The 14,522-nt window shown below is 67.0% G+C and carries 12 protein-coding genes; 7 read left to right on the top strand and 5 right to left on the bottom strand.

Annotated features, from left to right (window positions below):
• Window positions 1-942 (bottom strand): EamA family transporter, encoded by a 942-nt coding sequence (locus tag AZH51_RS11405; protein WP_291524362.1) that lies wholly within the window; start codon window positions 940-942, stop codon window positions 1-3.
• 72 nt (window positions 943-1,014) lie between these two features.
• On the opposite strand from AZH51_RS11405, the gene AZH51_RS11400 reads away from it, so the two are divergent.
• Both AZH51_RS11400 and AZH51_RS11395 read left to right on the top strand, forming a co-directional pair.
• The gene (locus AZH51_RS11400; protein ID WP_291524359.1) at window positions 1,015-1,923 is read left to right on the top strand and encodes a LysR family transcriptional regulator; all 909 of its coding nucleotides are present in this window, start codon (window positions 1,015-1,017) and stop codon (window positions 1,921-1,923) included.
• A gap of 9 nt (window positions 1,924-1,932) precedes the next feature.
• A complete protein-coding gene (locus AZH51_RS11395; RefSeq protein WP_291524357.1) occupies window positions 1,933-3,675 on the top strand; it encodes a sodium:proton antiporter in 1,743 nt (580 codons plus the stop codon).
• Window positions 3,676-3,695: 20 nt separating this feature from the next.
• On the opposite strand, the gene AZH51_RS11390 is transcribed toward AZH51_RS11395, so the two are convergent.
• A complete protein-coding gene (locus AZH51_RS11390) occupies window positions 3,696-5,456 on the bottom strand; it encodes an HNH endonuclease signature motif containing protein (RefSeq protein ID WP_291524355.1) in 1,761 nt (586 codons plus the stop codon).
• A gap of 227 nt (window positions 5,457-5,683) precedes the next feature.
• On the opposite strand from AZH51_RS11390, the gene AZH51_RS11385 reads away from it, so the two are divergent.
• From AZH51_RS11385 to pgi, 4 genes are all read left to right on the top strand, one after another.
• A complete protein-coding gene (locus AZH51_RS11385; protein WP_291524353.1) occupies window positions 5,684-6,193 on the top strand; it encodes a nucleoside deaminase in 510 nt (169 codons plus the stop codon).
• Between the two features lie 145 nt (window positions 6,194-6,338).
• On the top strand, window positions 6,339-6,989 hold the full coding sequence (locus tag AZH51_RS11380; protein ID WP_291524351.1) for a 4a-hydroxytetrahydrobiopterin dehydratase: 651 nt from the start codon (window positions 6,339-6,341) through the stop codon (window positions 6,987-6,989).
• A 2-nt stretch (window positions 6,990-6,991) separates the two neighbouring features.
• Entirely contained in the window at window positions 6,992-7,459 is a 468-nt protein-coding gene (locus tag AZH51_RS11375; protein WP_291524349.1) for a DUF3995 domain-containing protein, read from the top strand.
• 36 nt (window positions 7,460-7,495) lie between these two features.
• A complete protein-coding gene (gene pgi / locus AZH51_RS11370) occupies window positions 7,496-9,169 on the top strand; it encodes a glucose-6-phosphate isomerase (RefSeq protein ID WP_291524347.1) in 1,674 nt (557 codons plus the stop codon).
• Here the strand turns inward: pgi and AZH51_RS11365 are convergent.
• Window positions 9,075-10,184: a C4-dicarboxylate ABC transporter gene (locus AZH51_RS11365; protein ID WP_291524346.1), complete on the bottom strand. Its 1,110-nt coding sequence runs from the start codon at window positions 10,182-10,184 to the stop codon at window positions 9,075-9,077. The two genes, pgi and AZH51_RS11365, sit on opposite strands and share 95 nt — an antisense overlap.
• Window positions 10,185-10,267: 83 nt before the next feature.
• On the opposite strand from AZH51_RS11365, the gene AZH51_RS11360 reads away from it, so the two are divergent.
• Window positions 10,268-11,179 carry a LysR family transcriptional regulator gene (locus tag AZH51_RS11360; RefSeq protein ID WP_291524343.1) on the top strand — a complete coding sequence of 304 codons (912 nt, stop codon included), beginning with the start codon at window positions 10,268-10,270 and terminating at the stop codon, window positions 11,177-11,179.
• Here AZH51_RS11360 and AZH51_RS11355 read toward each other — a convergent pair.
• On the bottom strand, window positions 11,172-12,890 hold the full coding sequence (locus AZH51_RS11355; protein ID WP_291524339.1) for a glycerol-3-phosphate dehydrogenase/oxidase: 1,719 nt from the start codon (window positions 12,888-12,890) through the stop codon (window positions 11,172-11,174). The two genes, AZH51_RS11360 and AZH51_RS11355, sit on opposite strands and share 8 nt — an antisense overlap.
• Before the next feature lie 96 nt (window positions 12,891-12,986).
• Window positions 12,987-14,510 carry a glycerol kinase GlpK gene (gene glpK, locus AZH51_RS11350; protein WP_291524336.1) on the bottom strand — a complete coding sequence of 508 codons (1,524 nt, stop codon included), beginning with the start codon at window positions 14,508-14,510 and terminating at the stop codon, window positions 12,987-12,989.
• Between the last annotated feature and the right edge of the window lie 12 nt (window positions 14,511-14,522).

Here is a 14,522-nt window from a genome sequence, read left to right as displayed (position 1 = left end):
CTACATCGTAAGACTCTCGTCCGGATGCTGATATTCGAGCCCGGGATGCGGGCGATTGGACACCATCCGCCGCTGGGCAAGGGCCACCAGAGTGGGTGCGAGTACGCCGAGGATCACCAGAGTGCCACCGGCCAGGTCACCTGCGGCTGGCCGCTCGCCCAGGACGACTCCGGCGGACAGGAACCCGGCGACCGGCACCAGCATCGAGAACGGCGCGACGCTGGAGGACGGGTTGCGCGCCATCAGCATCGACCACAGTGAACTACCGGCAACGGTGCCCAGCAGGACCGTGTAGGCCAGACCCAGCCACGCCGGGATCGCGCTGGCCGCCAACGACGTGGTCAGCGAGGTGGCGATCCGGTGCGGACCTTCGACCGCCAGCGAGAACGCCAGCATCGGGATCGGCGGGATCACGCACATCCACATCATCAGTGCGAACGGCTCGGTGGTGCGGGCCTGCCGGTTGCCGATGTTGCCGATCGCCCAGCCCAGCCCACCGGCCAGCACGAGCAGCACCGGGACCAGTTGGGCGGCCAGTCCGCGGGTGACTGCAATGACCGTGAAGCCGACCACTGCAACACCGATCCCGATCAACCGCACCCGGCCCGGCTTCTCCCGGAGGAAGACTGCCGCGAGCAACACCGTGAACGGGGCTGACGCCTGCAGGACCAACGACGCCAGTCCGGATGGCATCCCAGCGGCCATCCCGGCGTACAGGAAAACGAACTGCAGGATGCCGAAACCGACTCCGTAGAGCAGCAGCCAGCGCAGTGGCACGTTCGGCCGGCGGACGAAGAGCAGCGCCGGGATCGCCAGCAGCGCGAACCGGAGCGAGATCAGGAAGAACGGTGGGAACTGTTGCAACGACTCGTGGATCGCCACGAAGTTCGCACCCCACAGGGCCGCCACCAGGCAGGCGATCGCAGTGTCACGTCGAGTCATGGGACCAGCGTGGCGTCGGTCTGATCATCAAGTCTATCGAGAATGATTTGAGCATTCTTGTAGCGTTACTTCATGGATGAACGCAGGTTGGACATGCTGCGCGAATTGGACCGTCGCGGTTCGGTGACGGCTACTGCTGCGGCGCTGCACGTCACTCCGACCGCCGTCTCCCAGCAGCTGCACCTGCTCGAACGCGAGGCGCGGGCGACGTTGCTGCGGCGGGTCGGCCGCGGGATCGAGCTCACCGATGCTGGCCGTGAATTAGCCGCTGCGAGTGTGCATCTAGCTGCCGCCCGTGAGGAACTGCAGGCCCGTTGGGATCGCTATCGGGGCCAGGTCGCGGGGATTGTGCGGTTGGCCGTCTTCCCGACCGCCGGCCAGCGATTCGTACCCGGATTGCTGTCGCGCCTGGCCGCACAGCCGGAGATCGAACTGATCGCCACCGACCTGGACGTGCACAGTGACGACTACGCGCCGTACGCCGATCGCTTCGACATCGTCGTCGCGCACCGACCGGTGGGAGACCCATCTCCTGTGAGGACACGCGACGGCGACTCCTTCACCGTCGTACCGCTCACCCGCGAGCGCCTGGCCGTCGCCGTCGCTCCGGGCCATCGACTTGCGGATCGGCACCGGGTGCGCCCGGTGACGTTGGCGCGGGAGTCTTGGATCGGCGTACCTGCGGATTGGCCGTTCGACCGGTTGCTGACGCAGTGGTTCGGCACGGCGGGTCTGACACCGCGGGTCGTCCAACGCTTCGGGGATCTGCGGATGCAGGAGGCGCTGGTCGCGGCCGGGCACGGGATCGCTTTGCTGCCGAAGGATTCGGTGGACGATCGCGAAGGGCAGCGGTTGCGGCTGTTGGACACGCTGGATGGGGAGCCGACCCGGCAGATCGAGGCGATCTTGCGGCCGGACCGGGCCGCGCGGGCAGTCGTCGCCGAGGTGCTGCGCCACCTGCAAGAGTTGACCGCTCACTAGGGTCAGTCCATGGAACTGCTGGTCCTCGGGGTCCTCGTGGTGACGGTGGTTGTCGCGGTCAGTTTCTTTGCATCGAAGATCAACATCGCCACCCCGCTGGCCCTGGTCGCTGCGGGGATCGCGCTCACGGCGGTTCCCTCCCTGCGGCACATCGAGGTCGATCCGGAGTGGATCCTGGCGGGCATCCTGCCGCCGCTGCTCTATGCGACCTCGACGCGCCTGCCGGTGATGGATTTCCGGCGCGACCTTCCCGCGATCTCTGGTCTGTCGATCGTGCTGGTGGTCATCACTGCGCTGTCGGTGGGTTGGTTGATGTCACGGCTGATCCCGGAGATCGGTTTCGCGACGGGGGTGGCAATCGGCGCCGTGGTCAGTCCCACCGACGCCGTGGCGACCTCGATCGCCCGCAGCCTCGGGGTCAGTCCGCGCCTGCTCACCGTCCTGGAGGGCGAGAGCCTGCTCAATGACGCCTCCGCGCTGGTGTTACTGCGCGCTGCGGTGGCCGCGATCGGCGCTTCTGTGTCGCTGGCCGGAGTGCTCGGCTCGTTCATCTACTCGATCGTTATCGCGGCCGCGATCGGCTACGCAGTCGGCCGGCTGGCGGTGTGGGTTCGCTCCCGCATGCAAGACGAAACCCTCAGCACCGCAGTCTCTTTCGTGGTGCCGTTCGCGGCGTATCTGCCGGTCGAGCGACTCGGCGGATCCGGCCTGGTCGCCGCGGTGACTGCTGGCCTGGTGACCTCGGTCGGCGCCGGCAAGCACCTGCGCGCCCAGGACCGGCTCGCCGACCGCGCCAACTGGAGCACCATCGGACTCATCCTGGAGGGCACGATCTTCCTGCTGATGGGCATGCAGCTCATCGAGTTGGTGCAGGACGTGCGCGAGGAACACGAGAGTCTGTGGAAGGCGGGCTGGCTCGCCCTCGCGGCGGGACTGACCGTGCTTCTGGTGCGCGCGGCGTACGTCGCGCTGTTGCTGTGGACCGGTAACCGCCGGGTCGAGCGGACCAAGAAAGCCAAGGAGTACTGGACAACAGACGAGGCCAAACAGCACCTCTACGAACGGGTCAGTTCCTCGCGGCGGACCGCCGGGATGGACGAGGAGCAGGTGGTGCGCGCCGGGCGGCGCATGTGGAATCAGCGGCTCGCCGATTTCGACTACATCCTGCAGGAGCGCTGGGGCGCTCGCGATGGCGCGATGTTGGTGTGGGCGGGGATGCGCGGGGCGGTCACCGTGGCGGCCGCCCAGACCCTCCCGGCCAACACTCCGCAGCGCTCGCTGCTGATCCTGGTGGCCTTCTTCGTGGCGGGCGGCAGCCTGCTGATCCAGGGCGGGACGCTGAGTCCTCTGGTACGCCGACTCGGACTGACCGGGAACGTCACCGATCGCAGCGAGATCGAGAGTCTGATCTCGACGATGCAGGTTGCGGGCGAGAAGTTCCTCGACAGTCCGGAGCTGCGCCGAGCGGATGGATCGACGTACGACGCGGACCTGGTCGACAGGATGAAGGGCCGCACCCAGTCGCGGGCCGACCTGCGTCCTGCCGCCGACGACCCGGAGGGTATCGATCGGGCCAACCAGATGCTTGAGTTGCGGATCGCGGTGCTGGACGCCGAACGTCGACGGCTGTTGGAGATCCGCCGGGCCGGCACGGCTCCATCCGAAGTCCTGTCGGAACTGCTCAATGTCCTGGATGCCGACCAGATCAGTCTGGAGATGCGGCGCCGGGAGCCCGGTCCGATGGACGGCTGACTGAGGCACCTCGCCTGCTCTCAGTCGCCGGGGGTGGTGAGGTAGGTGCGGCCGGTGGGGCTGGTCCAGGTGCAGACCCCGGTGGGGGACATGATCACTTTCCAGCCGCCTTCGTGTTTGGCGCGGTGGTGGTGTCGGCACAGGCATTGCAGGTTGTGCGCCGCGGTCTCTCCGTCGGGGTAGCGGATGACGTGGTCGATGTCGGAGAGTTTCGCGGGCCTGGTGCAGCCGGGGAAGCGGCAGTGTTGGTCGCGGGCTTGGACGAACCGGGCCAGGCGGGCACCGGGCCGGTAGGAGCGGTCACCGGTTTCCACCACAACACCTGTTGCTGCGTCGGTGAGCGCGCGGGACAGTTTCACCCCGAGTAGGTGGGTCATCTCCACGATGCTGTCGACGGGGATCACCCCGACCCGCGGTAGCAGCAGGTCACTGATCGCGCGGGATTCGGTGGTGATGGTGTCGGTGAGGGTGGGTGTGGTGCGGTACCTCGTGAGGTGACCGCAGCTGGTGTTGTCCGGGTCGGGCACATGCTCACACCCCGGTGGACTGGCGCCGGGCGACTCCGGTGGACTGTCGTGTTGTTGGTGTTCGGTGGATCCACTGGCGATGGCGTTGAGTTCGGCGAGTTCGGCATCGAACAGCGCCCGGAGTTCTTCATCCATCAGGTCGCGGCCGTTGATCGGGACCAGGCCTTGGTCGCGCAGGTCCTGCTCGATCAGCGCTTCGTGGGCTAGCAGGGATGCCTCGTCGAAATCCAGGCCATCGAACAGGTCCTCGCCGAGGTCACCCGCGAACGGGTCATCCCCGCCAGTTCCGGCCGAATCGCCGGATGCGGCCGCCGCTGCCGGGTCGACGCCTGCTGGGGCAGCGGTGTCGATCGGGATCAGGAACGTCAGCTGCGTGTCGACACCGACCCCGGCCAGTGTCAGGTCGGTGAGGGCATCCACCCGGCACTCCGCCAACGTCTTGTCCGTGGTGGTCACCGAGTGCAGGTCGCGGGCTAACTGGTCGATCGCGGCCATCAGCTTCGCCGCATCCAGGGTCGGGAGCACCGCGGTCAGTTCCGACAGCCCGGGTTCGTGATGCTCCCGCACGAACACCCCCACCGCCGAGCGACGCCGGGCAGCCGCGGCGGCATCGGCTCCGATCGGGTCCAGGCGCACCCGTAACCGGCGAGCCTTCGCCCGCAGTTTCGCCGCCGTCGTGGTCTCTGGGTCACCCGCCAGGACCCGGTCCTCCACCGCGACGGTGACGTGCTCGGGTGCTCCGTGAGTCACCTCAGCAACAACGGTGGCTTTGAACGGGTCCAACCCACCAGCACCAACCCGGTCCAACAACCGAGGACAACGCCCCAGGGTAGTGACGGCGTCACTGATCCGGTTGCCGGCTTGCCGATCCGACCAGCCCAACCGGGTGGCCACTTCGAGGGGGAACCATTCATCGACGAAGCTGCCCGGCTCATGAACAACGACGCGGGAGATCAACCGCGGCAGAGCACCTTCGACCGGGTTGGGGTCCTCGCGGTGTTCGATCGCCGCCGCCTGAGCGATCCGATGCGTTTGCACACCCCAGGCACTGTTTTGCACCCGTTGCGCGGCCGTCACATCAGACAGCAACGCGTCCTGCGACAGGGCAGCAGCACCCGAACCGACCCGGTCATACGCGACCCGCAGCAACTGCTCAGCAGCCGCCAACAACTCCGCGACCGAGGCCCCCGTCAGCACCGCATCCGGGACCGCGGCAACGATCCCAGAAGGGGACTCGGAGGGGGTCGCGGACATACCCATATTGTACTGGTGTTCGACACCTGTATCCAGGTTATGCACAGTTAAAACTCAGAAATCTCGGCCGGGCTAAATCGGCACAGGCCGACTCGCAAACGCGCGACTTATCGACAAACGCGCGGTTTACACCCGCGCAGCTGTCGACAACCCGCGCAAATAGAAGCCATCCAAACTCGGTTTCCGTTTAACGGAATATCGTTTCCAAAAGACTTTACGCTCCACCCATGGACCGCACCCAGCTGACCCGCCTCCTCGACGTCATCGAGACCGACGTCGTCCCGCTCACCCGGGAAGGCGTCGTCAAGGGCAACAAGCTGTTCGGTGCGGCGATCCTGCGCAAGGACGACCTCTCGCTCGTGCTCGCCGCGACCAACAACGAGACCGAGAACCCGTTGTGGCACGGCGAGATTCACGCGATCAAGAAGTTCTACGAGTTGCCCGCGAACGAGCGGCCGGCGCCCAAGAACTGCGTCTTCCTGGCCACCCACGAACCGTGCTCGCTGTGCCTGTCCGGTATCACCTGGTCCGGCTTCGACAACTTCAGCTACTTCTTCAGCCACCAGGATTCGGCCGACTCCTTCGCGATCCCCTATGACATCCAGATCCTCAAGGCCGTCTACGCCGTGCCCGACCCGGATCGCGACGAGGCCGCCCCCCGACCGCGACCTCTACAACCGGACCAACGCCTACTTCACCAGCACCGACCTGGCTGCGCAGGTGCGGCAATCCGATGACCCGGAACTGGCGGCGACAGCGCAACGCCTGCACGCGACGTACGACGAGTTGTCCCAGACCTATCAGGCAGACAAAGGGGACAAGGGCATCCCGCTGAGTTGATCGGGGGTTCCCAGCGGCGCCCCCGCACAGCACGATGAAGGCGTGACCACTCTCGACGGACAACAGATCTCCGAACTCGGCCTCAGCGGATGGGCGTATCTGTCCTACCCGGGCGGCGGGCTGATGACCCGGGTGAAGACCGGCGACTTCGCGACCGGTCTGGCGCTGGTCAACGCGATCGGCGAACGCGCGGAAGCGGCCAATCACCATCCGGATCTCGACCTGCGCTACGCACACCTGGACATCCGGCTGGTCTCCCACGACGAGCACGGCGTAACCCAGCGCGATGTCGACCTGGCCCGGCAGATCACTGACCTCGCGAAGGACCTCACCCTCGAACCCGCTGTCACCAAGGTTGAATGGGCGCTCGACACCCCTGATGGCGGCCGGATCAGCCCCTTCTGGGCAGCGATCCTCGGCCTTCCGGACCAGGGCAGCAAGGACCTGGTCGACCACTCGGGCGCGTTGCCGTCGCTGTGGTACCAGCCATCGGGCTCCGACGAACCGCGCCAGCGCTGGCACCCCGACGTGTGGGTCGATGCCGCCGAGGCCAAGGACCGCCTTCGGGCTGCGCTGGCGGCTGGCGGCACGATGGTCTCGGACAAGGAGGCGCCCAGCTTCTGGGTGCTGGCCGACCACGACGGCAACCAGGCGTGCATCTGCACGTGGCAGGACCGAGCGGCCATGGGCTGACGGTGCGCGCTCGCCACGCGTTCACGATCGCGGCGATCTGCGGGTTGGTCCACGCTGCGGTCAGTGTCTACTGGGCACTTGGCGGTACGGCGCTGCTCGCCACTCTGGGTCAGACGATCCTGTCCGCCGTGGGCGACCGCATCTGGTTGCTGTGGCCGGTCGCCGCCGTCAAAGCGCTGGTCGCTGTCCTGCCGCTGGTCTTCGATCGCACCGGCTGGCCGCCCATCACGCGCGCCCTGGCCTTGCTGGCCGGCGCCGTGCTCGTGGTCTGGGGAGGCACCAACACCATCGTCGGGAACCTGGTCCTGAGCGGAATCATCACTCCCGCAGGCGGATACGACCGCCAGGCGATGATCGGGCACGCCTGGCTGTGGGATCCGCTCTTCCTGATCTGGGGCCTGGCCCTGCTGGGAGGCCTCTGGCTCACCCGGGTCTCTACTCGGCGTACGGCGATGATCACTAGTGTTTGAAACAAGGGATAGTCGACGACCACCTAGGAGACCTTCATGAGCACTCCGATCGACGCGACGCAGACCGCCGCGTGGAAGCAACTGCTGGAACTCAAGGAGAACTTCTCCCTGAATCTTCGTGAGGCGTTCGCGGAGGATCCCGACCGAGCGGAGCGCTTCACGTTCACGGCCGGTGACCTGTTCGTCGACCTGTCCAAGAACCTGATCACCGACGACGTCGTCGCGGCGCTCGTCGCGTTGGGTGACGAAGTCGGTCTGGAGGCGCGGCGGGACGCGATGTTCGCCGGCGAGAAGATCAACGTCACCGAGAATCGGGCGGTCCTGCACACGGCGCTGCGCGCCCCGGCCGATGCGGTCATCGAAGTGGACGGGCACAACGTCGTCCCCGATGTGCACGAGGTGCTCGACAAGGTCTTCGCCTTCGCCGACAAGGTCCGCTCGGGTGCGTGGACGGGGGTCACCGGCAAGCGGATCGAGACCGTCGTCAACATCGGGATCGGCGGCTCCGACCTCGGACCGGTCATGGTCTATGAGGCGCTGAAACCGTATGTGCAAGAGGGCCTTTCCTGCCGGTTCATCTCGAACATCGACCCGACGGATGCCTATGAGAAGACGGTGGACCTGGACCCGGAGACCACGCTCTTCATCGTCGCTTCCAAGACATTCAGCACCCTGGAGACGCTGACCAACGCGCGGTTGGCTCGCACCTGGCTACTCGACGGACTGATCGCCAGCGGCGCGATCGAGGATGACGATGCTGCCTGCAAGGAAGCCATCGAGAAGCACTTCGTCGCGGTATCTACCGCTCTGGACAAGGTCGAGGAGTTCGGCATCGACCCGCAGAACGCGTTCGGCTTCTGGGACTGGGTCGGCGGCCGCTACTCGGTGGACTCCGCGATCGGTACGTCGGTGGCGGTGGCGATCGGGCCGGACCATTTCCGGCAGTTCCTGGCCGGCTTCCGCGAGATCGACGAGCACTTCAAGAACACGCCGCTGGCCGGGAACGTGCCGGTGTTGATGGGTCTATTGAACGTCTGGTATTCCAACTTCTTCGACGCTCAGTCGCACGTGGTCCTGCCGTATGCGCAGTATCTGCACCGGTTCCCGGCCTACCTGCAGCAGTTGACGATGGAGTCCAACGGCAAGAGCGTGCGGTACGACGGCAGCGACGTCACCACCACCACCGGCGAGATCTTCTGGGGTGAGCCCGGGACCAACGGCCAGCACGCGTTCTACCAGCTGATCCACCAGGGCACGCGGGTCATCCCGGCCGACTTCATCGCGTTCGCGAACCCGGCGCACGACCTGAAGGATGGCCAGGAGGACGTCCACGAGCTGTTCCTCGCCAACTTCTTCGCGCAGACCGCTGCACTCGCGTTCGGCAAGACCGCGGACGAGGTGCGGGCCGAGGGAACGCCCGAGAACGTCGTACCCGCAAGGGTTTTCAGCGGCAACCGGCCGACCACCTCGATCATGGCGCCGGCGCTCACACCGTCGGCCGTCGGTCAGTTGATCGCGCTCTACGAGCACATCACCTTCACCGAGGGGACCGTGTGGGGCATCGACAGCTTCGACCAGTGGGGCGTCGAGCTCGGCAAGCAGCTGGCCAAGCAGGTCACGCCCGCGGTCGGTGGAGACGAGGCGGCGCTGGAGAAGCAGGACCCCTCGACCCAGTCACTGGTGCGCTACTACCGAGCCCTGCGCCGATAACACCCCGCAAAGTCGCTGCCGCGCAGAAGGTCCACGTCGCGATCAGGGCCACGAGCGCGCAGCGGCCGATGGTGGTGATCCACGCATCGCCAGTCTGTGCGCCGAGCAGGTGGGCGCCCAGACTGAGCGTGCCGATGGGGAAGGTGAGCGCCCACCAGTTGGTGGCGAACGGCATGCGCGCGCGGAAGCCCGCGACCGTCGTCCAGGCCGCAAAACCGACAACAGGTACGGCGAGTAGCAGCATCGCGTACCCGTAACCGTGCGCGATCGCTTGGTAGCGCGTGCCGTGGGCCAGGGCAGTTGCCGCTGCCATCGACTGGCCGACCACACCCAGCGGGATCCAACTGGTGGCACTGAGTTCCAGCGGGAGCGGGGCGACTCGCAGATGGTGGTGATACGCGGCGCCGAAGACGACCAAGCCGAGCACCAGCGCCAGCACGAACGCCGCCATCGACAGGTCGCGCACGGGAGCATGCAACGAGTCAGGTAGCGAGGCCGCCAGGGTCGCACCCGCCGTCGCCGTCACCATCGGCGGCACCACCGCCAGACCCCACACCATGGTCGGTCTACCGAAATTCCCTCGTGCCACGAGGGATCCGAAGACGGCGGCGGTCGCGAGTCCCAGCATGGACCCCACGACCCACATCGCCATATCCACGCCGACGGCCCAGCCGGCGTGATCTCCCACCGCCAGCGTTGCGGACCCGGTCGCGAGGATCCCCATCGAGACCGTTCCCCACATCGAGGTCGTGCTCGGATCGGCAAGGCTCGCCCGCAGCTGGCCCGGACGGCGACGACAGTTGCCTATGAAACCGACGCTGAGCCCAAGAAGCAGAACCCACGCCGTGACCAACCAGACGGTGGCAGCCAGGTGACCGATCGACGTACTGCCGAGATGGAGCTGGACCAGCAGCGCGAGGATTGCGGTGCCCATCACGCTCGGGAACCACGCCGGACCCGCCGGCGGCAGCGCGGAGGCAGGGCGAGTGGGCGCTTGCAGGATCGTGCTGGTCATGGTCACAGCCTGTCGCGGACGACCGGCCCGAGGTAGCGGCTGGATCCCGTGCAGCTACAAGCAGCGCTTGTAGGATGACGCCCGTGAACGCTGCCGGCCTGTCCCACGTGCCCGACCTGACGCAGTTGCAGGCGATCATCTCCGTCGCCCAGCACGGCAGCATGACCGCCGCTGCGGGCGAACTCGGGATCAGCCAGCAAGCCGTCAGCGAACGGGTCCGCATCGCCGAGCGCGTCCTGGGCGTGCCGGTATTCGAGCGCACGGCACGCGGCGTTCGGCTGACCACTCAGGGCGGCGTGGTCATCGACTGGGCGACCGACATCCTGATCGCTGCCGAAAATCTCGACCAAGGCGTGCGCACGCTCTGTGGAGCGGACCGGCGGTCGGTCACCGTGGCAGCCAGCAACACCGTCTCCGAATGCCTGCTGCCCGGTTGGGCCAGCCGCCTGCGCGCGCGAGACCCGGACGTGCAACTACACGTGCTACCCGGCAACTCCGACCAGGTCATCCACGAAGTCTCCACTGGCGCAGCACAACTCGGCTTCGTCGAGTCGCCCCGGATCCCCCGCTCGGTGCGGTCGAGAGTCGTCGCCCACGACGAGTTGGTCGCGGTGGTCCCGCCCGATCATCCGTGGGCCCGTCGCAGCAGACCGCTACCGGCGAGCGAACTGGCCCAAACGCCGCTCGTCCTGCGCGAATCCGGCTCTGGCACAAGGGCATTCCTCGAAGACGCAATCGGCAACCTCACAGAGGCGGCGGCCGTGCTCCCGTCCACGGCCGCCGTACGCGACGCGGTCATCACGCTTGGCGCACCCGCGGTCCTGTCATCGCTCGCGGTCAGTCGCGACGTCGAATCCGGCCGCCTGGTCGCGATCGAGGTAAAGGACACGAACCTTCGCCGAGCGCTGCGCGCAGTGTGGCACCCCAGCAGCCCACCCCGCGGCGCGGCCGGCGATCTGATGTCGATTGCCGCCGGCCGCCACACCGTCAGCTGACCGGCACCACGTCCGAGGCACCCATCCGCGCCGCGTCGGCGGTTGCGTCATCGGGCATCCGCTGGCTCTCCAACTCCGCTTCGACGCGCTTGCGGTAGTGGTCGATCTCGTTGTCGCGCTGCTCGTCGCTCCAACCCAGGACCTTGCCCATCAGCTCGGCCGCCTCTTCGCAGGCGCCGGTGCCGCGGTCGAAGGTCTCGATCGACAACCGGGTACGCCGCGCCAGGACGTCGTCCAAGTGCCGCGCCCCCTCGTGGGTGGCGGCGTAGACGACTTCGGCCCGCAGGTAGTCGGTGCCACCGGTGAGCGGCTCCTTCAGCGACGGGTCGTCCTTGGTGGCCCCCAGGACCTCGTGGATCAGCGAGCCGTACCGCTTCAGCAGGTGCTCGATCCACACTTCGTGCAGCCCGTACTGCTGCGCCAGCGCGTTGCGACCGTTCATCAGCGCCGGGTAGCCCTCGGCTCCCAGCAGCGGCACGTTCTGCGTCGTCGAGGCCGGGATGGCCCGGTCGAACTGGGCGTTCAGGCCGAACACCGCCTCATCGACCGCGTCCTTGGCCATCACCCGGTACGTCGTGTACTTACCCCCAGCGATCACCACCAGACCCGGGGCCGGGTGACCGACGGCGTGCTCACGCGACAGCTTGGACGTGGCCTCGGACTCGCCGGCGAGCAGGGGCCGCAGACCGGCGTACACACCCTGCACGTCGTCCTTGGTCAGCGGCGTCTCGAGCACGGTGTTGACGTGCTCCAGCAGGTACTCGATGTCGCTCTCGCTCGCGGCCGGGTGCGCCTTGTCCAGGTCCCAGTCGGTGTCGGTGGTGCCGATGATCCAGTGCGCACCCCACGGGATGACGAAGAGCACGGACTTCTCGGTGCGCAGGATCAGGCCGACGTCGCCACGGATCCGGTCCTTGGGCACGACCAGGTGGATGCCCTTGCTGGCCCGCACGTGGAACTGGCCGCGGGAGCCCGCCATCGACTGGGTCTCGTCGGTCCACACGCCGGTCGCATTGACGACCTGCTTGGCGCGGACGGTGAATTCGCGACCGGACTCCAGGTCGTGGATGACCGCCCCGGTGACGCGCTCACCCTCCTTGACCAGGTTGACCACACGCGCGCGACTGACGACATGGGCGCCGTACGCCGCGGCCGTGCGCGCCACGAACATCGTGTGCCGGGCGTCGTCCACCTGCGCGTCGTAGTAGCGCAGCGCGCCGGTCAGCGCGTCCTTGCGCAGCGACGGGAACTGCCGCCGGGCGCCGGTCCGCGTCAGGTGCTTGTGCAGCGGCACACCCGCCTTGCCCGACAGGCGGCTCATCGCGTCGTACATCGCAACGCCGGTGCCGGCGTACGCGCGCTCCCACACGTGGTGCTGCAACGGATAGAGGAAGGCAACCGGGTGCACCAGGTGCGGAGCGATCTTCTGCAACAGCAGACCCCGCTCGGTCAGCGCCTCGGCCACCAGACGGAAGTCGAGCATCTCCAGGTAGCGCAAGCCACCGTGGATCAGCTTGCTGGACCGGCTGGAGGTCCCGGACGCGAAGTCTCGTGCCTCGACCAGTCCGACACTCAGACCGCGGGTGGCGGCATCCAGGGCGCTACCGGCGCCGACGACCCCGCCGCCGATGACCAGAATGTCCAACTCCTGGTCCGACATTGCCTGGATCGAGTCTTCCCGGAACTGCGGTGACAGGGCGATCGCTCTCATGGTTCAAGCCTCTCAGATATTGATGTCCGCGGCACCCCGACCCGGGGAGACGCGACGGTGCCGGGACCCGCATCACTGCGGGTCCCGGCGGTGGTCTCAGTCGGCGTCGACGTCAACCCAGTTCAGCGTGCGGTCGATGGCCTTGCGCCAGCCGACGTACCCCTCAGCGCGCTGCTCGTCGTTCCACTCCGGCTTCCAGCGCTTGCCTTCGTGCCAGTTGGCCCGCAACTCGTCAGTGTCCTTCCAGAAACCGACAGCCAGACCAGCGGCGTACGCCGCGCCCAGACAGGTCGTCTCGGCCAGGACCGGGCGGCTCACCTCGACACCGAGGATGTCGGACTGGATCTGCATGCACAGGTTGTTGGCGGTGACACCGCCGTCGACCTTCAGCACTTCCAGCTTCACCCCGGAGTCCTTCTCCATGGCGTCGGCGACGTCCTTGCTCTGGTAGCAGATCGCTTCGAGCGTGGCCCGCGCCAGGTGCGCGTTGGTGTTGTAGCGGGACAGACCCACGATCACACCACGGGCATCCGAGCGCCAGTACGGCGCGAACAGACCGGAGAACGCCGGGACGAAGTAGACGCCGCCGTTGTCCTCGACCTGACCGGCCAGCCGCTCGGTGTCGGCAGCACCGGAGATGATGCCCAGCTGATCACGCAGCCACTGAACTGCCGAACCGGTGACCGCGATCGAGCCCTCGAGGGCGTAGATCGGCTTGTCCTTGCCGAACCGGTAACACACCGTGGTCAGCAGACCGGCGTTGCTGCGCACCAGTTCTTCACCGGTGTTCAGCAACATGAAGTTGCCGGTGCCGTAGGTGTTCTTCGCCTCGCCGGGCTCGAAGCACACCTGACCGACGGTGGCCGCCTGCTGGTCACCGAGCACGCCGGTGATCGGCACCTCGGCGTGGAACGGCCCGTGCGGGTCGGTCACGCCGTACGCCTCGGCGTCGGAGGAGGAGACGATCTCGGGCAGCATCGCCCGGGGGATGTTGAACAGCGCGAGCAGTTCGTCGTCCCACTCACACGTCTCCAGATCCATCAGCATGGTCCGGCTGGCGTTGGTCACGTCGGTGACGTGCCGGCCGCCCTCGGTGCCACCGGTGAGGTTCCAGGTCACCCAGCAGTCCGTCGTACCGAACAGGGCATCGCCCTTCTCGGCGTCCGCACGCAACCCGTCGACGTTCTCCAGCAACCACTGGATCTTGCCGCCGGAGAAGTACGTCGCCGGGGGCAGACCGGCACGCTGCCGGATCAGGTCACCGTGACCGTCCCGCTCCAGGCGGGAGGCAATCTTGTCGGTGCGGGTGTCCTGCCAGACGATCGCGTTGTAGTACGGCCGGCCGGTGTTCTTGTTCCAGACGACCGTGGTTTCACGCTGGTTGGTGATGCCAATCGCAGCCAGGTCGGCGGCGGTGATGTTGGCCTTGCCCATCGCGGTCTGGATGACCGAGCTGGTGCGCTCCCAGATCTCGATCGGGTCGTGCTCGACCCAACCGGCCTTGGGCAGGATCTGCTCGTGCTCCAACTGGTGGCGCGTGACCTCTTCACCGTCGTGGTTGAAGATCATGAACCGGGTACTCGTCGTGCCCTGGTCCACGGCTCCTACGTAATCTGCCATCTGCTTTCTCCT

It is taken from the genome of Branchiibius sp. NY16-3462-2, from assembly GCF_001594145.1.
Classification (GTDB): Bacteria; Actinomycetota; Actinomycetes; order Actinomycetales; family Dermatophilaceae; genus Branchiibius.
This window is presented reverse-complemented; position numbering and strand designations above follow the sequence as displayed.